Origin of the sequence: Shewanella sp. FJAT-51649 (assembly GCF_019457435.1) — a bacterium.
In the GTDB taxonomy this organism is placed as follows: Bacteria; Pseudomonadota; Gammaproteobacteria; order Enterobacterales; family Shewanellaceae; genus Shewanella; species Shewanella mangrovisoli.
Genome location: NZ_CP080411.1, coordinates 706,229 through 731,379 on the forward strand (window position 1 = coordinate 706,229; position 25,151 = coordinate 731,379).

General features: G+C 49.8%; 19 protein-coding genes. 12 read left to right on the forward strand and 7 right to left on the reverse strand.

What is annotated here, in order from left to right; all coding sequences use genetic code 11:
* Positions 1–6: 6 nt before the first annotated feature.
* Complete coding sequence (crp, locus tag K0H59_RS03125; RefSeq protein WP_011070954.1) at positions 7–642, reverse strand: cAMP-activated global transcriptional regulator CRP; 636 nt, start codon at positions 640–642, stop codon at positions 7–9.
* 422 nt (positions 643–1,064) lie between these two features.
* Between crp and K0H59_RS03130 the strand changes: the two genes are divergently transcribed.
* The gene (locus tag K0H59_RS03130) at positions 1,065–1,844 is read left to right on the forward strand and encodes a tetratricopeptide repeat protein (RefSeq protein WP_220054630.1); all 780 of its coding nucleotides are present in this window, start codon (positions 1,065–1,067) and stop codon (positions 1,842–1,844) included.
* Positions 1,845–1,976: 132 nt separating this feature from the next.
* Here K0H59_RS03130 and thpR read toward each other — a convergent pair whose 3' ends face one another.
* Complete coding sequence (thpR, locus tag K0H59_RS03135) at positions 1,977–2,549, reverse strand: RNA 2',3'-cyclic phosphodiesterase (protein WP_220054631.1); 573 nt, start codon at positions 2,547–2,549, stop codon at positions 1,977–1,979.
* Positions 2,550–2,721: 172 nt separating this feature from the next.
* On the opposite strand from thpR, the gene K0H59_RS03140 reads away from it, so the two are divergent.
* From K0H59_RS03140 to K0H59_RS03185, 10 genes are all read left to right on the forward strand, one after another.
* Positions 2,722–4,911: a bifunctional diguanylate cyclase/phosphodiesterase gene (locus K0H59_RS03140; protein ID WP_220054632.1), complete on the forward strand. Its 2,190-nt coding sequence runs from the start codon at positions 2,722–2,724 to the stop codon at positions 4,909–4,911.
* A gap of 203 nt (positions 4,912–5,114) precedes the next feature.
* Positions 5,115–7,121: a TonB-dependent copper receptor gene (locus K0H59_RS03145; RefSeq protein WP_220054633.1), complete on the forward strand. Its 2,007-nt coding sequence runs from the start codon at positions 5,115–5,117 to the stop codon at positions 7,119–7,121.
* Positions 7,122–7,290: 169 nt separating this feature from the next.
* A complete protein-coding gene (hrpB, locus tag K0H59_RS03150; RefSeq protein ID WP_220054634.1) occupies positions 7,291–9,798 on the forward strand; it encodes an ATP-dependent helicase HrpB in 2,508 nt (835 codons plus the stop codon).
* Between the two features lie 78 nt (positions 9,799–9,876).
* Positions 9,877–12,171, forward strand: a complete 2,295-nt coding sequence (gene mrcB, locus K0H59_RS03155; protein WP_220054635.1) for a penicillin-binding protein 1B — start codon at positions 9,877–9,879, stop codon at positions 12,169–12,171.
* A gap of 77 nt (positions 12,172–12,248) precedes the next feature.
* Positions 12,249–12,527, forward strand: a complete 279-nt coding sequence (locus K0H59_RS03160; protein ID WP_011627235.1) for a peptidylprolyl isomerase — start codon at positions 12,249–12,251, stop codon at positions 12,525–12,527.
* A 173-nt stretch (positions 12,528–12,700) separates the two neighbouring features.
* Entirely contained in the window at positions 12,701–13,138 is a 438-nt protein-coding gene (locus tag K0H59_RS03165) for a hypothetical protein (protein WP_220054636.1), read from the forward strand.
* Positions 13,139–13,178: 40 nt separating this feature from the next.
* Positions 13,179–13,718 (forward strand): hypothetical protein, encoded by a 540-nt coding sequence (locus K0H59_RS03170; protein WP_220054637.1) that lies wholly within the window; start codon positions 13,179–13,181, stop codon positions 13,716–13,718.
* A gap of 60 nt (positions 13,719–13,778) precedes the next feature.
* Positions 13,779–14,108, forward strand: coding sequence for a DUF2185 domain-containing protein (locus K0H59_RS03175; RefSeq protein WP_220054638.1), 330 nt, complete (start codon positions 13,779–13,781; stop codon positions 14,106–14,108).
* 169 nt (positions 14,109–14,277) lie between these two features.
* Positions 14,278–14,688, forward strand: coding sequence for a DUF2391 family protein (locus tag K0H59_RS03180; RefSeq protein ID WP_088211768.1), 411 nt, complete (start codon positions 14,278–14,280; stop codon positions 14,686–14,688).
* 134 nt (positions 14,689–14,822) lie between these two features.
* Positions 14,823–15,053 carry a hypothetical protein gene (locus K0H59_RS03185; protein WP_011621428.1) on the forward strand — a complete coding sequence of 77 codons (231 nt, stop codon included), beginning with the start codon at positions 14,823–14,825 and terminating at the stop codon, positions 15,051–15,053.
* A gap of 68 nt (positions 15,054–15,121) precedes the next feature.
* Here the strand turns inward: K0H59_RS03185 and K0H59_RS03190 are convergent, their stop codons facing one another.
* Positions 15,122–17,305 (reverse strand): TonB-dependent receptor domain-containing protein, encoded by a 2,184-nt coding sequence (locus K0H59_RS03190; protein ID WP_220054639.1) that lies wholly within the window; start codon positions 17,303–17,305, stop codon positions 15,122–15,124.
* A gap of 258 nt (positions 17,306–17,563) precedes the next feature.
* On the opposite strand from K0H59_RS03190, the gene K0H59_RS03195 reads away from it, so the two are divergent.
* Positions 17,564–18,265: a DUF3581 domain-containing protein gene (locus K0H59_RS03195; RefSeq protein ID WP_220054640.1), complete on the forward strand. Its 702-nt coding sequence runs from the start codon at positions 17,564–17,566 to the stop codon at positions 18,263–18,265.
* Between the two features lie 292 nt (positions 18,266–18,557).
* Here the strand turns inward: K0H59_RS03195 and K0H59_RS21320 are convergent, their stop codons facing one another.
* The 4 genes from K0H59_RS21320 to dsrO all read right to left on the reverse strand — a co-directional run bounded on the left by K0H59_RS21320 (position 18,558) and on the right by dsrO (position 25,108).
* Positions 18,558–19,856 carry a PAS domain-containing methyl-accepting chemotaxis protein gene (locus K0H59_RS21320; protein WP_220054641.1) on the reverse strand — a complete coding sequence of 433 codons (1,299 nt, stop codon included), beginning with the start codon at positions 19,854–19,856 and terminating at the stop codon, positions 18,558–18,560.
* A 254-nt stretch (positions 19,857–20,110) separates the two neighbouring features.
* Positions 20,111–23,218, reverse strand: a complete 3,108-nt coding sequence (locus tag K0H59_RS03205; RefSeq protein ID WP_220054642.1) for a tetrathionate reductase subunit A — start codon at positions 23,216–23,218, stop codon at positions 20,111–20,113.
* Between the two features lie 50 nt (positions 23,219–23,268).
* Positions 23,269–24,363 carry an NrfD/PsrC family molybdoenzyme membrane anchor subunit gene (gene nrfD, locus K0H59_RS03210; protein ID WP_220054643.1) on the reverse strand — a complete coding sequence of 365 codons (1,095 nt, stop codon included), beginning with the start codon at positions 24,361–24,363 and terminating at the stop codon, positions 23,269–23,271.
* Positions 24,353–25,108 (reverse strand): sulfate reduction electron transfer complex DsrMKJOP subunit DsrO, encoded by a 756-nt coding sequence (gene dsrO / locus K0H59_RS03215; protein WP_220054644.1) that lies wholly within the window; start codon positions 25,106–25,108, stop codon positions 24,353–24,355. The genes nrfD and dsrO overlap by 11 nt, the downstream gene beginning before the upstream one ends.
* Positions 25,109–25,151 lie beyond the last annotated feature (43 nt).

Sequence of the window (25,151 nt, forward strand, 5' to 3'; positions counted from 1 at the left end):
TCTATCTTAACGGGTACCATATACCACAATGGTTTTACCGTGTGCTTGGATCAAATTCTGCTCTTCAAGCATCTTTAAGATACGACCCACAGTTTCGCGGGAGCAACCGACGATCTGACCAATTTCTTGGCGAGTGATCTTAATTTGCATGCCGTCTGGGTGAGTCATGGCATCGGGTTGCTTAGCTAAGTGCAACAATGTCTGGGCAATACGGCCAGCCACATCGAGGAACGCTAAATTACCCACTTTCTGGCTAGTGCTTTGTAGGCGATACGCCATTTGAGCCGATAGCTTCATCAGAATTTCGGGGTTAACTTGGATTAATTGCTTGAACTTCTTATAAGAGATTTCAGCAATTTCACATGCTTGTTTCGCACGAACCCAAGCAGTACGTTCAGCTTGTTCTTCGAACAATCCTAACTCACCAATAAAGTCGCCTTGATTAAGATAAGAAAGGATCATCTCCTTACCTTCTTCATCTTTAATCAATACCGCTACAGAACCTTTTACGATGTAATAAAGGGTATCTGAGTCTTCACCAGCATGGATCAAGGTGCTTTTAGCGGGATACTTATGAATGTGACAGTGTGATAAAAACCATTCCAAAGTTGGGTCCGGTTTTGGCTTACCAATCAGAGCCATGTCGATGTTCCTCGATTGATTAAAACGAAAGTAAGAATATTCTAAATAAGCATTTTACGTCAATTACACTCATAAAAACTTGATACACCTCTTAGTTTAGAATGAGTGAATAAATGCAATTAACCACCTAAAATTAGAGCTTATTTTGCTACTTTAGTGATATTAGTCAACTAAATCGGTGCCAAACTCACTGGATTCACTTAACTCTGTAGAGTTAATCACATCTTATAAAGGCTTTTAAGGGTTTTTGCGAAGAAAATAACCTCAATTGCGACTAATGAATCAAAGGAATGGGATAATTGCGGCCCCTTAAGGGGTATTTCTATTTAATATAGGTTCGATTACGCCGATTTAGGCTCGACTTATGGGAATAATTCAGGCTAACTTGAGGGCGCGGTTGTTTTTCGTAAAGAGGTTACCAGGTGAAATACAGACAATGGGTTTTAGGCGCCGGATTCACTTTATCCCTAGGGATGAGTGCTGCCGCGCACGCATTTTCTATTCCACAACCAGCCAATGAAGTTGCGGCGAGTAAATTTGTGCACATTCAAGTGCAGGCTGAGCAGGGCGATGCCGACGCGCAATTTTTACTGGGGCTGATGTTTCTCTCTGGGCGTTACGTACAGCAAGAAGTGCCGACCGGATTGCATTGGATGACACTTGCCGCCGAACAGCAACACGAAAAGGCGCAGCAAACCTTAGCGGATCTCTCCTTTGAAGGGCAGTTAGTGAAGCGTGACTTAGCCGTGGCCGAACGTTGGTATAAGGACATGGGGGAGCGCGGTAATCGCTGGGCGCAGTTCCGGTTAGGCTTTATTTATGCCTCGGGTGGCGATGGCATTGCGCGTAACTGCGGTAAAGCCGTAGAGCAATTTACCCGCGTGGGGGATGATATTGCCCTTGGTAATGTGGCGTGGATTTTAGCAACTTGCCCCGAAGCCGAATATCGCGACGGTAATAAAGCGCTCGAATTATCCTTGCAGCTGCTCAAAGTGAACGAGAACGACCCAACCAACCTCGATAACTTGGCGGCTGCCTATGCCGAAGTCGGTGATTTTGGCGCAGCGGTATCGACCCAGCAAAAAGCGATAGCCGCATTAAAGATGACGGCCGAAGCCACCAAGACAGATGAGTTTCAGCAGCGCCTGCACAGCTATGAGCAAAAGCGCGCCTACCGTGAGACTTTGCGTTTACTCGATTAACATCGTCTGTGGTTGCTTGTCTTGTTATCAGCCCGAGCCATGCTCGGGCTGATTGTTTTTATGGATTACTTTTACGGATTATTTTTGCGGATGGTTTCTGGCGCAATGTTTATTCGCGTTAGCGGATTGGGCTTATGCGAGCGGCCAAGAATGTAAGATCTGATACTCCACGCCGCGTCCGCCATTGGTGGAAAGATACAAATGCAGCTGCTCGGGTGCGAGTGTGAGTTCAAGCATCGAAGCTTGGATGACTTTCTGCTGCACCAACTCTTTGAGCGTTAGCTCTCTGACCAAGATGCCTGACGGCTTTGCTTTTCTAAACAAGCTGATATGGGGCCGAAACGGATGCTCACTGAGATGCAATTGCAACTTCAGTGCTAAATCCTGCGCTTGGGATGTGAGTAAAGCCAACTCAGGACTTATGCTATCCCCCTTTAAACAACAGACCTGCGCCTTAGGCCACACGGCGATGCTATCGAGTGTGACGCTAAATTTAGGCTTAGTCAGCTTATCGACGCCGTCGAGCAACTGTGCCACTTGAGTTGGATTGGCGAGCCCTAAAAAGGCGAGGGTTAAGTGCAAATTGTTTTGTGTCACAGCGTTGGCATTAGGCGCTAACTGCGACCTCAAGCTTTGCTGTAATTGCAGCAGTTGTTGCCGCTGTATGCTCGTGGGGGCAAATCCAAGGAAGAGTCGTTGTAACACCTGTTTATCTCCATCACCTACTCAAACGCCAAACATAAGCTATGCTTTTGTTTGGTATTACAGAAATTCCCGCTGTAATGGTTAATGATAGACTTTAGACGACTTGAGATTCATCGCGGGAAGTGTAGAAATAATACCTTAAATGGACTTGTAGGTAAGGAAATCCCTTTTCATGTCAGATGGTTTAGCAAATCCACTCCAACAGGCATTAGTGACGATTTTTAGCGAAACGCCACTAGAAACCCTAGAGCAAAATGTTGATCAAGCCTTAGAAGCAATCACATTACAACTTCACTGTGATGGGGTATTTGTGCTGACGGGCAGTTTAGCCTTAGATCATCTGCGTACCCGTAATTTGTACTTAAAACCGCAATTTAGCCAGGGCCAACAGACACGAGTTTGGCCATTGGCGCGTATGCCGTTTTTTCGCTCCTTAGTCAGAACCCCCACACTGCTGAATCTCCCCGATGTCGATACCTTGCCTGCGGAGGCCCAAGCGGAGCGGGCATTACTGCGGGATTGGAACGTTAAAAGCCTATTGGTGTTACCGCCTGTGGTGTTTGGGGAAACCCGTATTGCCCTCGGCGCGGTTAATTGCTCCGAATGCTGCGAGTGGAGCGAGGAGTTTATTCAGGAATTTCAGCATGCGGCGGTGATGATTGGCTCGGCGATGGAACTCACCCGTATCGCCCACGATATGTTGGCCAGTGAGCACAGATACCGCGAAGTCTTTAATCAGCTGCCTCTAGCCTGCGCCTTGCTCGATAAACAGAACCAACTGACCATGCTGAACAAAGTGGCGTTGCAAACCCTGCCGGTGCAGCATGGATACGATTTATTCAGCATGGTGCGCGAAGAGGAGCATGCCATGCTCACCGACACGCTGCACATGGTGCGCGAAGGCGTATTGGGGCAAGCATGGTGTGAGTTGCCCCTAAAATCGAATCAACAGTTAGATTGGCTGAGGTTAAGCTTTAGCCAAATCCACGGCAATAAAGACACTCTAGTGATGATTGCCGAAGATGTCAGTGAAAAATATCGCCTCGCCGATGAGCTGTCCTTCCATGCGAATTATGATGCCTTGACTGGGTTACCGAATCGGCTGCATTTTGAGGCCTTGCTCGAAAATCTGCTGCAAACCAAAGATGATATGCCCACTTGCGTGGCCTTTATCGATGTAGACCAGTTTCAGGTGATCAACAATGTGAGCGGCCATCAGGCTGGTGATAAGCTACTGTGTCAGCTTGCATTACGCCTTAAACAACTGGTGCGTAAGGGTGATATTGTCGCGCGTTTGGGCGGCGATGAGTTTGGAATTTTAATGCATTATTGCAATGTGGATTCGGCGCAGCATATCGCTAATCGGATCTGCACTCAGTTAGCAACCCACGAGTTTATTTGGGAAAACCGTTGCCACAATGTCAGTGTCAGCATGGGGATCGCTAAGCTCGAAAAGTCCGCAACGGATATTTATACGGTAATGAGTCAGGCCGATGCGGCCTGTCGTCTTGCCAAGGATAAGGGCCGCAACGGCTGGCATTTGTACAGTGCCAAAGATCCTAAAATGACCCGCCTCTATACTGAGATGATGGCGTCGGTCGATATCGTCAGCGCCCTCGCACTCAATCAATTTGAACTTTATTTTCAAAGCATTACCCCACTCAATCGCGAAGAGTCCGGCCTGCATTTAGAGGTGCTGCTGCGGATGGTGCAGGCCAATGGTACTATTGTTTCTCCGGCGATCTTTCTCCCAGCGGCGGAGCGTTACAACTTGGCGGCTAAGGTCGACTTATGGGTGATAGATAATCTGCTGAAGTGGGGCAGTAGCCATTTGGATATTTGGCAACAGCTGGAGTTGGTCTCGGTCAACCTGTCGGCGACCTCGTTAGGTGACAGCGAGTTTATGAATTGGCTCGAAATGCGCCTGATGACCGAACCTGAGCTGGTGGACAAGCTCTGCATCGAGATCACCGAAACCGCTGCCGTTAGCCAATTAGATCAAGCCACTAAACTGATTGAAGTGCTGCGGGCGTTAAACTGTCAACTCGCGCTGGATGACTTTGGCGCGGGTTTCTCAAGCTTTGCCTACCTTAAACGCTTGAACGTGGATTATGTCAAAATCGACGGTCAGTTCGTGATTAACCTGTGTGAGGATGAGGCTGACCAAGCCATCATCAAAGCCATTTGTCAGTTAGGGCAAGATATGGGCTTCGATGTGGTGGCAGAGTTTGTTGAATCAAAAGAAATCGCTTTAAAGTTGAAAAGCTTAGGCGTGGATTATGCGCAGGGCTATGCCATCAATAAACCCGCGTCACTGCTGACCTTGACCTCAGGACTCGCTCGGCCTTGGATGCTAGATTAGTCATATTTTCGATGGGCAATTTTTTAAAATCCGCAACTCTTAATCTATAAGTGATTAATTTATCAATATTAATCCGATTGTGACTCCACGCCATTTGGGCTGCGACAGATTGTCGCGCCCAGCCGACTTTTGATTGCGCTTCCTCCGCTAGTAACAACAATACCCCCACAAAAATCATTAAAAACAATATGTAGGGGAATATCGTGCTGTATCAACCTATCAAATTAGCCGTTATTTTAGCGGGAGTGCTCGGCACCGCTGTACCTCAATTGGCTTGGTCTGCTGAGGTGAGCGATTGTGGTGAAGATAAAAAATGTCAGGATTACCTGCGGGTCTCCGGCGATGTGATGCGCCAGCCCGTTCATCTTGTGAGCGATCCGAAACAGAACCGCTTGCCATTGCCTGCCTACGATGGTTCGGGATTTTTACGTTCTATCCCCGGATTTAATATCACTCGCAAAGGCGGCTCAGGTGGCGATCCTATGTTTCGGGGGCTGGGCGGCTCGCGTTTAAACATAGTCGATGATGGTCAGCATGTGTATGGCGCCTGTGGTGGGCGTATGGATCCACCAACCAATTATATTTATCCCGAAAGCTACGATCAGATAACGGTAATCAAAGGGCCGCAGACGGTGAAGTACGGCCCCGTTGGCAGCGCGGGCACGATTTTGTTTGAGAAAAACCGCCATCGCTTTAATCAAGCGGATCTTGAAGGACGAGCCAGCGCGACGGGCGGCAGTTTCGATAGGCGAGATGCCATGGTGGAGCTGAGTGCTGGCGATAAGAATTACTACCTCGATTTCGATATGAATCAATCCAGTAGTGACCATTATGAAGACGGTAATGGCAATAAAGTGCAATCGAGTTACGATCGTCAAAACGCGAACCTCGCCTTGGGGTGGACACCGACAGAGCGCACGGTACTTGAGTTGGCCTATGGTGAATCGAGCGGCGAAGCCGAGTATGCCGACAGATTAAACAAGGCACGTCAAATCGATAACCGTGATGCGGCGTTACTGCTACAACACGAGTTTGAGTCGAGTTGGTTAACGGCGATCGAACTGCAAGCTTTTAGCAATAAAAACGACCACATTATGGATAGGTTCGATGAAGGGGTTAATTCAGGCGCCAATGTGCGCCGGATGACAGAGGGTGGCCATTTGTGGTTTGAGTTAGCGCCACTCGATGCTCTGGATGTCACTCTTGGGCTGGATTATATGTCGAGCAAGCATGATGGCCGTAGCATGGCGCCCGGTGATGTTGGGCTAAATGACTTACTCAATAAACCTTTTAAAGAGGATATGCGCTATCAAAACTATGGTCTGTTTGCCGAGTCGCGCTATCGTTTTGAAGAGGGCGAGTTTGGGCGCAGTAGTTTGCACGCAGGGTTGAGGCTCGACGACTGGAATAGTGAACTTTTGATTGCCCAGCAGGGCGAGCGGGACGATACCCTCTATAGCGGATACCTGCGTTATGAGTTTCAAACCGCACAGTACCAATACTATGCAGGCTTTGGCTCGGCGCAGCGGATGCCGGATTATTGGGAGATTATGAAGGCTAGCGCCGATAACCCCGCACAAAAAGCCTTTGACCTTAAAGCGGAAACCACTAATCAGTTCGATATAGGTTGGATTTATCAGGGGCCTGTCGAGGCTTCGGTTTCACTCTTCTATGGTGAGATTGCGGACTATATTCTGATTGATTCCAGCGGCTCAACCACAATTGCCCGTAATATCGATGCGAGCCTCTACGGCGGCGAGGCCAGCCTAGATTATGCGCTTAATGAGCAATGGTCGAGCCAACTCACGGTGAGTTATACCCATGGTGAAAACGACACCGACAAGGTCGCGCTTGGGCAAATATCGCCGTTAGAGGCCAGATTAACCATTAACTATCAATGGCAAAGTTGGACCATGGCGGCCCAGTGGCGGCTGGTTGCATCACAGGATCGTTACACCTTAGGTCATGGCAACATCGTGGGCCAAGATTTAGGCCCAAGTAGCGGCTTTGGTACGCTGGCACTGAATGCATCTTGGTCATACAGCAAGGATTTATCCTTTATCTTTGGTGTCGAAAACCTGTTTGATACCAGTTACGCCGAGCATGTGAGTAAGGCGGGCACGGGGAACGATCTGCCGGGCAGTGAGGCCATGTTTAGGGTCAACGAGCCGGGCCGTAATCTCTGGGCTAAGTTGACCTATCAGTTCTAACTGGGCTTATTTGTACTATTGGCGCCCCGAGAGCCTTGGTGTCGGGGCGATGCTATTTTTAGCAAGCCAATGCCAAACTGCGACGTGTCAAAGCTAAGGCCTCAGGAGGGACACTGCCTGAGGCCTATGTTAAACTGCCCCATCATTTTTCCCTGTTGATACTGTTGCATTGAACAATCTACCCATTCATTCCTTATTGCCCTCCCTGCGCGATGCCTTTGCGAAACATGCGCAAGTGATCCTCGAAGCGCCAACGGGTGCGGGTAAATCGACTGCATTGCCCTTAGCTATGCTGGATTGGCCTGAGATTTCGGGACGGATTTTAATGCTGGAACCTCGGCGTGTGGCTGCGCGCAGCGTGGCGCAATTTATTGCCAGTTGTCGGCAGCAGGCGGTAGGGCAAGAGGTCGGTTATCGAGTGAGGGGCGAGTCAAAGGTCAGTGGTGAGACTCGACTTGAGATTGTCACCGAAGGGATTTTAACTCGAATGATCCAGCAAGATCCTGAATTAACAGGTATCGAGATGATCATTTTCGACGAGATCCACGAACGGCATTTGACCACAGATCTCGGTTTAGCCTTGGCGCTCGAAGTGCAAAGTTCACTGCGGGACGACTTAAAAATCCTCGCCATGTCGGCAACCTTATCTGGCCTCTCATTAGCCGAGTTGATGCCCGATGCTGCCCTGCTACAGAGTGAGGGGCGCAGTTTCCCGGTCGAAATTCGCTATCGCCCCGTTGCAGGGCAGCAGCATTGGCTCGATCATTTAAGCCGCGTTGTGCTGGATGCCGCAACGTCACTCAGTGATAACGGTCCGCAGGATATTTTGGTGTTTTTGCCCGGTAAAGCCGAAATCCTTAGAGTGGCGCAGTATCTGGAAGAGCGCCTCGATAGCAGTCGCGTGGCGGTGTGCTCACTCTATGGCGAGCTATCGGCGCAGGAGCAGGATAAGGCGATAAAAGCCGACAGCAGCAGGCGCAAGATAGTGCTTTCCACCAACGTGGCCGAGTCGAGCTTGACCATCGAGGGCATTGGCCTGGTTATCGACAGCGGTTATAAACGCCAAGCCAGCTTTAATCCTAAAACTGGGGTGACACGTTTAAGCCTTAAGCGCATCAGCCAAGCCTCGGCAACCCAGCGTGCTGGCCGTGCGGGGCGTTTGGCGGCGGGCGTATGTATCCGTTTATGGGGCCAAGAGGAGCATCAACGTCTGCTCAAGGCCGATGAGCCCGAAATCAGCCAAGCCGACTTAGTCGCCATGGCTCATGACTGCGCCTACTGGGGCGCGAAATCCTTCAGCGACTTACTGTTATTGACTGCGCCGCCTACGGTGAACGAGGCATTAGCTTGGCAACTGCTTCAGCGTTTAGGCATGGTCGATGAACAAAACAAACTGACTTTGCATGGCAAAGCGGCCTATGAGCTGGGGTGTCATCCGCGCCTCGCCCATATGTTATTAGTGGCCAAATCTCGTGACGAACATCAACTGGCAGCCTTAGCCTGTTTACTGGCGGGGATTTTAGAGGCGCGGGGATTGCCACGAAAAGGCGCCGATATCATGAATTACCTGCACTTTGCCACCCAAGGCAGTGCGGGGCAGCAGGCCAAACAATGGCTTAAAAAGCTGGCGCTAGATAAGCAATTCTCTCAGGCCGATTTAGTGGTCATCGCCTCCCATGCCCATCATCAGGATGTCGGTTTGCTGTTGGCGCTGGCTTATCCCGACCGCATTGCCAAATCCCGTGGCGTTGAGGGCTATCAATTGGCCAATGGAACGGGTGTGGTGCTCAACGCCGAAGATGCTTTAGCGCAAACGCCTTGGCTGGTGGTCGCGGATTTTCAAGAAACCGAAGGCAAGAATGCCGGACGGATTTATCTCGCCAGTCCATTATCGCCAAGTCTGTTCGATGAGGAATTGGCCGAGCTGGTGGAGCGCCACGAACAATGTGGCTGGGATGAAGCTAAAGGTCGCGCTGTGGCCGAACGCCAAATGAAAGTCGGGCAGATTTTATTGAAATCAGAGGCTATTCCTAATCCGAATCGCGGCCAAATTGTGGCGGCATTGCTGAGTTACATTCGCCAGCAAGGGCTACAAATCCTCAATTGGCACGATAACTTAGCGCAGTTTCAAGCACGATTACAGTTAGCGCGCGATTTAGATCCGAATGCCGATTGGCCGGATATGAGCGATACCACGCTGCTGGCAAACCTTGAAACATGGCTGGCGCCCTACCTTGAAAATGTGAATAATCTGCCGCAATTACAAAAACTCGATTGCTTTAGTTTGCTGGTAAACCAATTAACTTGGTCACAGCAACAGGCGCTCGATGCGCTGTTGCCCACCTCATGGCCGTTAGCCACGGGGACTTCGGCGCCGATATTGTACGATGCCTCGGGGCGAGCCTTGCTGCGGGTGCGCTTGCAGGAAACCTTTGGCATGGCAGACAGCCCGCTACTGGCCCAAGGCAAGCTTAAGGTGACGATGGAATTGCTGTCACCGGCGCAGCGCCCCTTGGCGCTGACAGCGGATCTCGCCAGTTTTTGGCAAGGGCCCTATGTGGAAGTGAAAAAAGAAATGCGTGGGCGTTATCCTAAACACCTGTGGCCGGACGACCCTGCCAATACCCAGCCCACAAAATTTACCAAGAAGAAAACCTTAGGTTTATCTCAGTCATAGCCTTTAGACTGCTTTGATTTACAACCTCAGTGTTGTGCCTGTGACTGATGCCGTTAACGCATAAATGATGAAGTAGATATGACAACTAAGACGACAAAAAAAGCGAAAGCGAAGCGCAGCCGTGGCCTGTTTGGGCAAATTTGGTCGCTCACTTGGAAGCTCGCCCTAATCGGGCTAGCCGTTGTGACCTTCTACAGTATTTACCTCGATCAAATTATTGCCCGTAAGTTTGAGGGGCAAAAATGGCACTTACCCGCGCAGGTATTTAGCCGCTCGATGGCTTTATATCCCGGCGCTGCCGTGAGTCATCCACAGTTAATGGCCGAGCTCAAACTCTTGGGCTATCGCAAAGTCGCCAATCCCCGCGAGGTGGGTGAGTTCTCGGCATCCAGCACCAAAATCGAATTATGGCGTCGTCCCTTCTTACACCCCGAGGGCGATCAGGCCGAGCAGCGGGTGATGATTAGCTTCGACAGTGATGGGATCAGCTCGATTGCGCGTATGTCAGATAAGCGCCAGTTGGCGGTATTCCATTTAGAACCCGTCTTGCTCGACCGCATTATTGCGGGTGATGGCGAAGACAGATTGTTTGTCCCAACTGAAGAAATGCCCAAGGCGATCGTAAAAGCCTTGCTGCTGGTGGAAGACCGCAGTTTTTACGAGCATCATGGGGTGAACCCCTTCGCGATTCTGCGCGCGGCTTTTGTGAATATCAGCGCGGGTCGCACCGTACAGGGCGGCTCGACACTGACCCAGCAGTTGGCGAAAAACTTCTTCCTCTCCAGCGAGCGCTCTTTGCTGCGTAAAATTCGCGAAGCCTTAATGGCGGTGATTATCGATTTTCGTTACAGCAAGGAAGAAATCCTTGAGGCTTACCTCAACGAAGTATATATGGGGCAAGATAAATCACGCGCCGTGCATGGGATGGGCTTGGCTTCACAGTTCTATTTTGGTCGACCCATCGGCGAGCTAACCACGGCGCAGCAAGCGTTTTTAGTGGCGGCGATTAAGGGGCCTTCCTATTACAACCCATGGCGTTACCCTGAGCGCAGCCAAGAGCGTCGCGATTTAGTGCTGCGTCTCTTGATGGAGTCGGGTGAGCTGACTACCGCGCAATACAAGGTGGCGGTCGAGTCGCCCCTAGGCTTACGTAATGCCAATAAACCAGTGCATCAAAAATTACCTGCGTTTTATGCCTTGGTTAAACAAGAGCTTAACGAGCGCTATGGTGACGAATTATTAAAACAATCTGGGGTGAAGATTTACACTACACTCGATCCTATGGCGCAGGAAGCCGCCGAAATCGCCGTGACTCAAACCTTTAAGAGCTTAGATAAAGGCAATAAGTCATTGCAGATTGGTATGGTGGTGACGGACAAATACACTGGCGGTATTGCGGCTATGGTGGGCGATAAAACGCCAGGCTTTGACGGCTATAACCGCGCGGTTGAGATCCGCAGGCCTATAGGCTCGCTCATCAAGCCATTTGTGTATGCGACCGCATTGGCGCCGAATAGCCAGTTTACCTTGGCTTCGCCACTCAAAGATCAGCCGATTACCCTAAAGAATGAACAGGGCAAAACTTGGTCACCGCAGAACTTTGATAAGAAGTTTAGCGGACAAGTCTCGTTATTAACGGCGCTGAAAAAGTCGATGAACGTACCTACGGTGAACCTCGGGATTGCCGTGGGCGTGGATGCGGTGGCAACCACCTTGGCTAAGTCGGGCTGGCAAGAACCGCTTAACGAATATCCGTCTATGCTACTGGGCGCCGTGAATGGCTCGCCCTTAATGGTGGCGCAGGTTTACCAGACGCTGGCCGATTATGGTGCCTATCGCAAACTCACCACAGTGACGGCGGTGCTCGACAGTCACAATCAGCCATTACCTGTGACCCGCTCACCGAAGGAGCAAGCTATCGCGCCGGATACAGATTTCCTAGTGCAATATGCTATGCAGCAAGTGGTACGTTCGGGTACGGCAACACGTTTAGGTAATGCCTTCCCAGGCGTTGCATTAGCGGGTAAAACCGGTACCAGTAACGATAGTCGCGACTCTTGGTTCGCTGGTTTTGACGAGCGTAACGTCGCGGCGATTTGGGTCGGACGCGACGATAACGGTAAGACGACTCTTTACGGTAGCAGTGGTGCCATGGCGGTGTATCAGGCCTTCTTGAAGGAACGATCACCCATTGGGCTGCGCTCGATTCCGCCAACGGGTGTGATCCAAGGTTATTTTGACCGTGATACCGGTGAGGCTAAGGAAGCGGGATGCCGCAATACCGAGGCATTGCCCGCCCTGCGCGGCACCTATAATCCGGCGAAAAACTGTGGCGAGCCGTTGCAGTGGTGGCAGAAGATTTTAGGTCAATAATACTTATTCTTGATAGGTAAAGCGATAACGGCGGTGCTGCAAGATGGCACCGCTATATTTGAAAAAGAGAGTACCAGATGTATAAAACCGCAGCCGCAGTGCATATCCTTGTTAAACACAAAGAGCAGGCGGAAGATATTATTAAGCAATTGAATAAAGGCGCGAATTTTGGCGCGTTAGCCAAGCGCTATTCCTCATGCCCATCGGCGAAAAAGGGCGGCGATCTCGGTGAGTTTAAGCGTGGCCAAATGGTGCCACAGTTCGATAAAGTCGCCTTTTCCGGTGAGCTACTGGTGCCACATCTCGTTAAAACCAAGTTTGGTTGGCATGTGGTGAAGGTGTTGTATCGCACTTAAACAGGTTGCGTTAATTGAGTCAATAAGCTGACCTATCGACGCATTAAACTGCATCTAAACACCAATCTAAACGCTTATTTTCAAAGAATAGTTAACTGTGCGCGTTTTCAGTGTTCTCAAGGGATAAACGCGCAAATGCACGAATAAGACGTTAGCTTCTGTGGTATGTGTAAATGGATTTAAAACAAACAAATTTGCAGAGCATTCTCGACAGACTTTATAAGACTGCGTTGTTACTACTCCTCCCACAATTAGGATTACTCACCATCGTTGGTTCAAAAAGCGATCAATATACTTTTTTGCTGATGTTTATTGTTTTTCTAGCGGTGAATATTTTAATTCCCCTATGGTTACTCCTCTTCAACACTGGCAAATCAAAAATTGATTCATTTTCAATTACAATAGACGACCAGAAAATGCTTGTTTCGACCTATGGTGAAGTCCAGCAAATAGATAAAGCTTCATATTGTGGCTATAAAGTTACCTCGCAGTATCCAAAGCAAATACAGCTATTAGAGGCTAATGGCGAACATATAGAGTTTAGTTACTACGCGTTAAATAAAGAGCAAAGAAATCGCTTGTTTGATTATTTGGGACCTGCGAAAAGCTAAAATCTGATCTAGTCGCTCCCTTCGGTCGCAGGGACAAAATATGGGCCGCTTGGCGAATATGGTCCATATTCTTATCCCTAAGCGGGGTGTCAACGGACGGCCATTTATTTCAACCTTAGGTGTACCACATTGGGGAGGCATATTGATTCAGTTAGTCCGTAAAGAAGGAATAGAATTGTATAACTATTCTATGGCAAGGATGTATTTCGTAGGTGAAACATTATGGTTTGATATTAAGGGTTCTGCCGAAGATGCCAAATGTAATCCTGATACTGTAGATTGTGGAATGTTTCCCGTGATCGAGTTAGGTGTGCAAGCACCTGGTAATGATATAAGTAAGCTCGCTGGCACAGAGTTCTTCCATAAGGGAATAGAAAACGATGAGGATGACTCCTGTGATGCTCTCATCTATTACTTTGAGCATGAGCCGATTATCAATGCAACTATCAAAATCAGTGAATCCCAATATCAGGACAAATATAAAGTCATTATGTCCTTCATGACCAATGATATTGTCGATTGGGAGCTTGGTCCCATGAGAGTGAATATTGATGCACTATTTGAAATTACCACAAATTAACCAATAAGCATGGATATGCTCTGCACGCCAATTATAGAGACATAAAGTGCGAGGAAAAGCATGAAGAAATATAAGCTGCCAAATGATCAAATTGAAGATTTAGTCTCTATGGGTGGGTGTTTAGCGACTGATAGAATCACTGTAGATGGTTGCAAGGTGGGCTATATGTATAGGGATAAGCCCATCAATATCGACGATAGTGGTTGGCGCTTTTTCGCTGGTGACGAAGATGAAGATTACATGGCAGACAACGATAATCATGGTGTTTACGCGGTAAATACAATCGTAAACTATGACCGAGATATTATTGGGCTTTTGAATGAACCCATCGGCTCAGAATACGAAAGAGACGACTATACGGGTAAATTTAAAAAGGCAATTACGCACTAGATACGCAGCAAGCTAATTCGCGCAGTGCAGCGACTTTCCACAGCTTTTAAGGTTTTAGCCGACGCATTAAAAACGCAATTGAAGTAGCATCAATCGGTAAATTTTTACGGGTTAGATTTGCTTATTCAATGTGCGATGATGATTTGCCGTGAAATCACAGGGAGGCGCGATGAGCTTTAACTTTGATACCTACCGTTTTAATACCGAAGATGCGATTCAAGTCTGTGTCGGCGCCTTTGCGCTTGCCGTGCCTATTGGGTTTTCGGAGGAGGCATGGCAACTCGGGGAGACCTTGCCGCTGCTGAATCTGTTGATGTTGTTTAGCTTGTCGTTACTGTTCCTCGGGGTATTTACTTACCAGAGTGTGTTCCAACAGAATATTCGTCACCGCCTGCCAGTATTTATTTTTCGGATTGTTATGGCCTATCTGATTAGCGCCTGTGTGGTGAGTTTGGTGCTCCTTTGCCTGGATAAGCTGCCCTTTATTGACGATCCTATGACCTCCATTAAACGGATTATTGTAATTACCATGCCGGCCTCTATGGGGGCGATTGTGGTGGATAGTTTCGATAAAGAGTAGTGCTGGACTTCATAAAGAATCGCTCAATTGCTTGGGTGACAACTCATGACTGGCAACTCATGACTTTTGTCACTGGTGCATTTAGGTTATGTTGCACATACTGGATTAAGAGACAAATTCGAAAAGGACCCGTTATGAACGCAGCAACGCTTGCATTACTTATCCCTATTTTTGCCATTGTCGGCGGATATACTGTCGCGATTATGAAGATCCGCGAGCGCGGCAATTCGGTCAGTAATAAGCTTCAAGCCGAAAACCAACTGTTACGTATTGAGCTTGATAAACTGCGCGAACGGGTTGAGGTGTTAGAACAACTGGTGACCGACGAGAGTTTTCAGTTAAAGCGCGAATTTAAGCGAGTTTAGTCGCAGTGATTGCTGACAGATGACTGACAAGGGCAAACTGGGTTTGCCCTTGTTCGTTTTACGAGAGATTAAAATTTATAGCTGTAACCGAGTGTGACCGTTTGAGGTTTTCCGGCAAAGATAGAGCCGTGTACTCGCGTCGTCATATAGGTTTCATCTAAGAGGTTGTCTACGGTTAAGTACACTTCCTGACTGTGAGTGACAAAGTAACGCGCCGATAAGTCCACTAAGGTTGTAGCCTCAATCACTTCATCTGCGGGAATGGCGCCTGCACCTGCTTTTGTTCGCATCTCATCGGTATAACGCGCCGCCACTGTGACTTGCCAGTTTTGCGATTGCACGCCTGCAGAAATATACAATTGGTTTTCAGGTAGATAGGTTAACTTGTAACCCGCTTCAACTTTATCCCAAGTTTCAAACTCAGATTCGAAACTATTGCCAAACTCGGCATCCGTGTAGGTGTAGGCGAGTTTGACTGGAAAACTCATCGCTCCAGCGCGGTTAAACTCGTGGGCAAGGCTGAGTTCGAGGCCTTTGACTTCCACTTCGCCAGCGTTGTACTGGTTGTCGAGTTTAGTGTCATCACACCCCTGCGCCGCCGTGCAGTTGCCGTGCATGTTACTGTAATCGCTATAGAAACCGATTAACTCTGCATTAAATGCATCTTGATGGTAGCGAACGCCAGCCTCATAGTTCCAGCTCTGCTCTTCTTGCCCTTTGGCATTGCCGGGCGCGGCGGGCGAGAAGCCTTTTTGTACCCCAGCCAGAATTAATACTTGCTCATTAATTTGGTAAGTTGCTGATAACGAAGGCAGCAGCGCATTGAACTGGCTCTCAACCTGTTTATCGGGATGTCCCTCGCGGCCCGGGTTCTTCTTACCCCAATCGCGGCGTTGGGTTTCGACATCTTCCCAGCGCAGGCCAGCGGTAATGGTGAGCGCGTCTAGGCTGATTTTATCCTGCACATAGGCCGCAAATGCCGTGGCGCTATCGACACGGTTGGAGTCGGTGCCCGGGGCACCACTCTTAGTGCGTAACATGACACTGTTGGCGTCCATTGCATAACTGTCGGCCCATTGGTATCTGTCCATTTCATCTTCATGGTAGCGAAGACCAAAGGCGAGGTCGTGATCCCCGAGTAACCAATTGAGTTCCGTTTGTATGCCTTGGGCGAGGTAACTGCGATTATTGGCTTTGACATTGACCTCAAGCTCAGTGAGCAAACCCGCATCAAAGTCGGCAGCATTTTGGATCCCTTTGCCACTTAATGATTCACCACCAACCTTGTCGGCCTTATACCAATTTCGATGAAAATCATTGTAATAGCCAATACTGCTAAGGCTTAGCGTGTCGCTAAAATCGATAATATGGTTGAGCTGCACTTGCTTATGCTCTGTGGTCATCTGGTCTTTTTGCGAGGCAGAATAGCGACGATAGGGCGAGGCCTGATAATCCGCATCGGTCAGACCCATATAGGTTTCATTAGAGGTCTCATCAGCAAATTTCAATTTAAGTTCAAGGGATTGCTGGTATGCAGCCGTGCTGTCGGTGTTAACTCTGACCTTGGCTAAGGCATCATTTTTAGTAAAGCCAGTGTCGCCTCCGACCGTGTTTATCTCCCTAAATCCGTCGGCTTGATAGCGATAAATCTCGGCCACTGCGCCAATCCGCTCGCCTTGTCCGCCCGCATAGGTGTGTAATTTGCCGAAGCCATCTTGGCCTAAGGCAAGATCAATTTTGCCGGCTAATGCCTCTTGAGGAATTTGCCGAGACAGCATGTTAATCACCCCACCTGTGGTACGTGGACCATACTTTACTGTTGAGCTTCCCTTAAGGATTTCAACCGATTGCATTCTGCCTGAGGTGGGGAAGTAGTAAGCCGCAGGGGAGGCATAGGGGGCGGGAGCGGCGAGAACACCATCTTCCATCACGGTAATCTTTTCAGAACGATTTTGCCCAGTGCCACGCATACCAATATTTGGGCGCAGACCATAACCATCTTCTTCTTGAATATAAACACCGGGCACAGAGGCCAAAGTGCGCATAATATCGGAATATTTAAAGGTTTCTAATTCGGCTTCGGTAATTTGATGGGCGCTACCTGGCGTGGTATCGAGAGGATTTTTACTGCCGAAAATACTGATCTGTTCTATTTTTGCGGGGGCTTGGCTGGGCGAATTAGCTTGGGTATTGAAGGCGGTAGTTAATGCGCAGGCTAATAGGCTAAGGCGCATTGGGCTAAGTTGGGTCATTGGGCTCTCCGAATCGGACATGGTGCTTGTCTTTATTTTTTTGCAAACAGGAATTGTTCTCGTTTGCGGCCGCGGAGCTTAGTTTTATTAACTTAAAACCAACTTAAAACTCTTTGTCTTTACAAATGTAAGTCAGATGTTACTTTGTTCGTTACCCTAAGAGGATAAGTCATCGGGTGAGTGAAATGCCGAAACTGAGGTAGACTCGTTGCACCTTTGTTATTCGCCCAATATTGAGCCAGTTAAGATCGAGTTTATATGTTCCTATCGCCGTATTTTTCTAAGCAAAATCAATCAATTTCTGTATCTGCACAACAAGCCAGTGACTTCGCCAAGAAAATCGCCCAAGACTTTAACCCTATTCACGATGTGGGTGCTAAGCGCTTTTGTGTGCCCGGTGACTTGCTGTTTGCCCTCGTCTTAACCCAATACGGTTTAAGCCAGAACATGAAGTTTACCTTTGCTGGCATGGTCGGTGATGGCGTCGAGCTGCAATTTCCCGCGCAGGTGAACGACAGTTTTTCGATTTGCGATAACCGCGAGAAAACCTATTTGCAGGTCAGTCGTGAGGGCGATGTGAGTCGCTGTGACGCGCAAACCGAATCCTTTATTCGCAATTATGTGGCGTTTTCGGGGCACAATTTTATCGATATCTTGGTGCCTTTGATGAAACAGCATCAAGTGATGATCAATCCCGAGCGTCCCTTAGTGATCTACGAGAGCATGTCATTCGACTTAACCAGTCTCGACTTTGTGGAAGTAAAATTATCGCTAGTACAACAAGAGCTTAAAATTGATGGTAAGCGTGGCGATGTGACACTGCACTTCGAACTGCATAGCGGCGATATCTTAGTCGGCACTGGGATTAAAACCTTAGTCATGAGCGGCCTACGCCCCTACGAAGAGGCGCAAATGCAGCAAATGTGCGCCACCTATGAAGGGCGTAAAACCGATTTTTAAGCGGTATTTTGAGTCGACCTGTTTTAACCAAGACCTGTTTCAAGTAAGGCCTGAGTGATCCGGTAAGTGTGGCGCCTAGGATGAACCAAGACGCCGATAATGGATAAGGCTCAATTTAAACCACATGGGATAACAACAGCTTTAAAGCCTGTTATCCCAAGAGCTTAGCTAGGTTATTTAACTTGCTACCCTCGCTCTCCAGCCGTTTTCCCACTTCACTTATCAACTCTGCCTTTCTGTTTAGCCATAGGTTAAGCCTCTCGCTTATCCATTAACGCTTAGCCAAAATAGGTTAATCAATAGACAGTTGCGAGACTGTCTCGGCGACATTCTCTGCGCCAGTGCGAATATCGCCCATCACGGCGGTGACTTCCGCTAATTGCTGTTTGCCTTCCTCGGCGATGCGCTCAACCTCATTCATCATGCTGGTGGCACTGGCCGTCAGTTGGCTGTTCTTATCAACCACGGCAGCAATTTCGCCAGTCGATTTACTGGTTCTCGCCGCTAATTGGCGTACCTCATCGGCCACCACGGCAAAGCCTCGACCTTGTTCGCCCGCGCGGGCGGCTTCGATGGCGGCATTGAGGGCCAGTAGATTGGTTTGATCGGCAATCGCACTGATGGTTGCCACAATCGCTTGAATACTTTGGGATTGCTCGTTGAGCTTCACCATAGACTCAGTGGTTTTGTGGGTCTGCGCCGCAATAGCATTAGAGGTGTTTACCGTCGCGTCGAGCAATTGCACGCCGCGGTTAGCCTGTTCCACCGTGCTCTGCGAGGTGGCATGGGCGATATTGGCCGCATCCCGAATCGCATGACTCTTGATGATCCTTTGGGTAATGTCACTGGCAAACTTGATCACCTTCACCACTTTGCCGTGATCATCCATCACGGGGTTGTAGACGGCCTCAAGCCAAATCGAATCCCCGTAGGCATTTTTACGTTGGAATAGGCCTTTCTTGTATTGCCCGCGTCGTAGGTCATCCCAAAAATGCGGATTATCCTGATAGAAGTTATCGAAGCAGAACAGACGGTGATGCTTGCCCTGCAGTTGCTCCTTGCTATACCCCATGGTTCTGAGGAAGTTGGCATTGGCATTGAGGACATTACCCTCGGGGCTGAACTCGATAATCGCCTGGGATTTTTGCAGGGCGGTAAACAGTGCCGCCTGAGCATCCAGTTGGTATTTATCCTCAGTGATCACCGCTGCGGTTTTCATGATCTTAGTGATTTTACCATCCAGCTTGATGGGGAAATAGGTCGCCCTAAGCCAGATCTCTTGGCCATTCTTATGCACGCGGGGGAATTTGCCTTCCTTCGCCTGTCCTTGCTTTAACTCGCGCCAAAACTGTTGATACTCAGAGGAGTTTACATAGTCTGCGGCACAAAATAATTTGTGGTGCTTACCGACAATCTCGTCCAGTGAGTAGCCTACAGCCTTTAAAAACAGCGGATTCGCGTCGAGGATGATGCCATCGGGGGTAAACTCAATCGTTGCGATACTCGCCTTGATTGAATCGACAACGGCTTCGGCTTCCCTGCGCTTTATTTCGCTTTCTGCTAGGTCTTTACGTAGTGAAGAATTAAACACTGAATACTCCTGATGAGTGGGTTAACTCAAAAACGGCGCTGAGTGCCTAAGCTGCTGATTTAGGCATAGTGTAAATATAGCCATGATTTTACGCGTAAGTGGCTTTTCAACGAAACTTAATGCTGTGAGATAGATACCAATTATCGCCAAAATAAGATCAAGCTGAGGATAAAAAAGAGCGACATGTGTCGAGCTTCAAAGGTGGGTTATTTATCCAAGGCGCTGATACAAGCGCCTTGGATGGCGAGCTTAGGTCAAGCGATTTTCTCTATCTTGGCGGGCAGTCCTTGCCGCGCCGATGCGCCGCTGGCCCAGTCCACCAGCGGATAGCGCCCATGGCGGCTTGGGTCGAACAGATTTAAGTCGTTCATATTGACTCCGACGCGGATCAGCGGATTGGCGGCGATCTTTTTATCATCGATAACTATGTCCCGCGCGCCTAACTCCTTATGGCCATAGCCGTGCTCGATGGCAATACAGTCGGGATGTACGCCCGCCACACATTCCACTAAAGCCACTACGCTGCCATTAGGTGTGCTGATCTTAACCGTATCACCGGTTTTAATGCCGAAGCGCTTGGCCGTTTGCTCATTGATGCGCACCGGATTATTGGGGTGCACTTGGCGCAAACGGTCCGAACCTATGCTCATCGAACTCATGGTATGCGACTTATAACTGCTGATCAGCAGCGGCCACTGTGACTTATCGAATGCTTGCTCCAAGGGGGTGCCGTTGGCGAGCGATGGATGATAACGCCTTGGACAGCCACTCATATATTCGCCGCTTAAGCTGTTGCGCCGACTGCCCACCTCTGGGTTCCACAGCATTAAAGGTTTTGGCCAAACCTTGCTGGGGTTGCCCGCCTCGTCACGGCCAGCGCTGATATTCTCAAAGCGGCCGCCACGGGCAAATAAGTAACTGACTTTTTTGACCTCTTCTGGGTTAAGTCTGGCATTGAGGTCCGCTTGAATGCGCCCAACACCACTGAAGTACATATCCTCGGCATTGATATCGGCAACGGGTTTACCAAGGTAAGCCACGTTCGCTGCGCCGTAGAGCGAGAAGTCCGCCGCGCGGCTCAGAGGATGCAGACTGCCATCGGCGGCCTTGACCGCATTGTCACCAAAGCCGGGCAGATTGAGTTTTATCGCCACTTGGCTAAGGAAAGACTCCATACAAATCACATCGCCGTCAGCGGTTTTGGCGACCCTCGGCTCGACAATCGGCCAGCGCCCTGTGGCTTCTTTGGTGAGCGTGCCGTGCCACGCGGCGCTCCAGCCCCAAGATTCATAGGTTAAGGTGTCGGGGACTATGTAGTCCGACAGCGCCGAGGTCTCATTGATAAAGCTGTCGATGCTGATAAATAGCGGTAATACTGTGGGATCTTTTAATTGTTCACCAATGGCTTCGCCAAGGCCCGCCTGACCATAAATCGGGTTACCCATATGGTTGATCCATGCCTTGAGTCGATAGGGATAACCATGCACCGCCGCAGTTAAATGCTCACCGAGCAGGGGCGATGAGATGGGAAACCAAGGTTCCTTCGACGGATAGGGCGACTCTCCTGCCTCGATTTTACGGCGGTACTCAGAGGTTTTTTCGTAGGGGAACTTAGAGCGGGAAAGGAATACGCCCTTAGGTTCGACCATGCCGTCAAACTCCTGCAAATTGTACCTTGGGCCAGGTCCAAAGGCGGGGAAGGTGCCGCCCTTAGCTATAGCGCCGCCCTTAAGATTTAAGTTACCTATCATGGCGTTAAGCATCATAATCGCCCATGCGCTGTAAAAACCGTTAGCACTCATGGTGCCGCCGTGGGAAATCACCGCCGCCTTAGTGCCATGGCTAGTAAACTTGTGGGCGAGGGCGGCAATTTGCGCCTCGCTAATATCGCACTCCTTGGCGTAGTCGGCCATCTCGACGCTGCGCGCGGCTTCACTGAGCAGCTGGAAACTCGATTTCACGCTCAGCTCACCCTTTGGCGTATTCATGCTTTGCTCAACCTCAAGTTGCGCCTTGGCGCATTGTCCCGCTGGTAGGATCTGCCCAGTAGCGGCATCGACAACCAGTGGAGAATCCTGCTCGCCATAAGGTTTGCCTTCGAAGGGCAGGCCGAGATCGCTGGCATACAAATATTGGCCGTATCTGGGGTGATTCGGCGTGCTGATGATTAAGAAGCTGGCATTACTAAAGCCTCGGTAGCCTGCTGCTTTCGCCGCCTCGGCATTGGGCGCGGTTAAAAACGCACTGGCATAGCGCTGGTTATCGATAATCCAGCGCAGCATGCCCATGGCGAGGGCGGAGTCGGTTGCGGGGCGAATGGGCAGCCAAGTATTGTTGCCTGCGCAGGGTTGGTTCGAGGTGTTGGGCAGCATTGGCGATACCACCACATAGCTGAATTTTCGCCCATCGACTCTAGCATTGGCCAACTGCCGCGCCTGGCGTTTAAAAGGGTTGCCCGATTGCTGCGGTGAAGTACCGATAAACAGTAGAAACTCGCTATTGTCCCAATCGGGCTTAAGGTGAGCGTACTTTTTTAAATCGTCGAGCAGAGCACCCGCACCAGCGCGATAGGTAAAGCCGCAATAGGCGCCGTGGTTGGCAAAATTTCGTGTACCGAAGCTATTGAAGGTAAAGCGTTTAATAATGACATCTCGGCCCTCATCCGAGGCGTTTGACACCAATAATTGGTTGGCCTTGGGGCCATATTCAGGATTATTGGCATCGAGTGGCGTGCTGATATCGCGAATTGCCCTTAAGCCTTCGACATGCCCCTCACCAAATAAGTCACCACCATCGACAACCTCGGTCAGCAGTTGCTCGAAACTGATGCTTTGCCATTGCCCACTGCCGCGCGGCCCGACCCGTTTAAGGCATTGGGTGACGCGATAGGGGCTATCTAATTGTTCTAACATGGCATTACCACGGGCGCAGGCGGTAGAGCGCCCCTGTAAGCCCTGCTCCTGATAGGCACTTAAGCCGACTAAGGCGGTTTTGACCGGGGTATCGAAGTCGATATGTTCCCGCGCTGAGAGCGGATGATAGGGATTGCCGCTGATGCGGAGGATTTTATCTGTCTTATTGTCGATACGGGCGCGCACGCCGCATTTGGTCCAGCAGCCGAGACACATGGTATTAGCGATGCGTTGTTCATCGTTGCCAATCAGCTGGCCTGAGGTTAAATCTACTTTATATTCAGGGGCTAGCGAATTGCCATGAATAGGATCTTGGGTGGTCTTGCCCGAACTGCCATTCACCACTCCTTTGCCCATTTGCGCTAAGGTATGGCTGTAACCTGCGGCAAATAATCCCACGCCACCCGTCACAGCAGCGCCTTTGATAAAACGACGTTTACTCTTATCCATTACGGACTCCTTAATGCGGTAACTTCTCTTGATATGGACGATGCTGTGTCTCAAGAGGCCAACTTAGTTGAGCTGGGTTGATAGCGAATAAATTCAGACACTAACACCATCAGTGCGAGCCAGAGGCCGAAGGTGCCCGCGATACCTAATAGGCCCTCTGGCCCCCATGGCAGTTGATAGAAATAAGTGCCAGCGCCGTATTTAGGGTCGGTTTGCGCTTGGATAAGTACAATCCAGCGAAATCCCCATGCCAGATGTACCGCTGTCAGACTGACGACTAACATCAATACCGAGGGGAGGCGGCGCACTGCTAATACCAATGCCAGCAAAGCGAGGGTGACCAATACCCAGATTGCGGCGAGTTGCCAGCTTGGGCTGGTGTCTAATAACAACGCCGCTTCGTGCGCCGAGCCGTTATCGAATAAGGCCCAGCCGATAAGACACAGGGCGAAGAGGCCAAAGCTTGCCCTGACCCATTGCAGTAATCTGTCTTGGGTACTGGCTTGATAACCGTGCAAAATGCGATTGAGTAGGGCGAGTGTGCCGCAGGCGGCGAGCAGGGCACTGGTCGCCATCAATGGCGGTAACCAATAGGTATGCCAGAGCGGCCGCGCTTTAATCGCCATGGTCTCCATTCCGGTATAAAGCGCAATACTGCAGGCGCTTAGGCTAGCAATCAGTGCAATTGGCTTGATCCATTTATCACTATCCCAGTCTCCTAGGCGGATAAGTTGGGCAATACGCCTTACCCAATCTTGGGACGATTCCCCTTGTGTCGAGGCTTTGGTTGGCAAGTATTGGCGCAGTAACAACCAAGCAAACACTAGACTCGAGCCCGAAAATATCGGTAGTAAAAAGGCGCCGTACCACATCCACGAATGCGGTCTGATTTGGGCATAGAAATGCCATGCCCGCAGCGGTTGGTGTAGGTCAGCAAGCAGTGCAATCGGTGCGACTATGCCGGCGGTGAGCATCAAGCAGGCGCAGAGCTTGAGCAGTCTGGCATCGGTTTGTTTCGCACTAAATAAATGAATGGTCGCCACCCACACACTGGCGTAGGCCAAACCCATTAAAAAGAAGTACTGCACCGCCCAAGGTAGCCAAGTGATGGCGATATCTGGGGTAAAGATTTCTTTAATGACCATGGTGGATCTCCTCGCCAGTGTCTGTCAGTAGGGTACGAACGGGGGCTTGGCCGCTGATCCTGTGTTCGAAGGCGCTGTTCATGCCGATATAAAACACTCTAGGCGCCGTGTTGGCATCGGGCTTGAGCACCTTGATATCCGCTTGATTCGCTTTGAGTAGTTGGCTGATATGGCTGTGAGGATCGTTTAGATCGCCAATCACCCTCGCTTCGCCGACACAGGTTTCGACACAGGCGGGTAAGAGTCCTGCTTCGAGCCTGTGGGCGCAGAAGGTGCATTTATCGGCGGTGTTGGTCTCGTGGTTGATAAAGCGCGCATCGTAGGGGCAAGCCTGCACACAGTATCCGCAGCCGACGCACCATTCGTTGTTGACGACCACAATGCCATCTGGGCGTTGGAAGGTGGCACCCGTAGGGCAAATCGGGATGCAAGGCGGGTTTTCACAGTGATTACACAGTCTTGGCAACATCAAAAATGCGGGGGGCGTAGCTGCATCCTGTTGCGACACTTCATATTGCTGCACTGTGGTACGAAATTGCCCCAAGGGCGGCAGGTTTTCGAAGGTGCACGCCACGGTACAGGCCTGACAGCCGACACAGCGGCGCAGGTCAATCACCATGCCGTAGCGTTTGCCCGTAGCTGCAGTTTGAGCCGGTTGGGCTTGCACTTGCACGACGGGAATGAGTGCGGCGCCGACACTCACACTGGCCATTTTTCCGAGAAACTGACGTTTACTCTTGTCCATAGGAATTTCCTTCACTCTTACAGATAAAACGGGTCGAAAGACT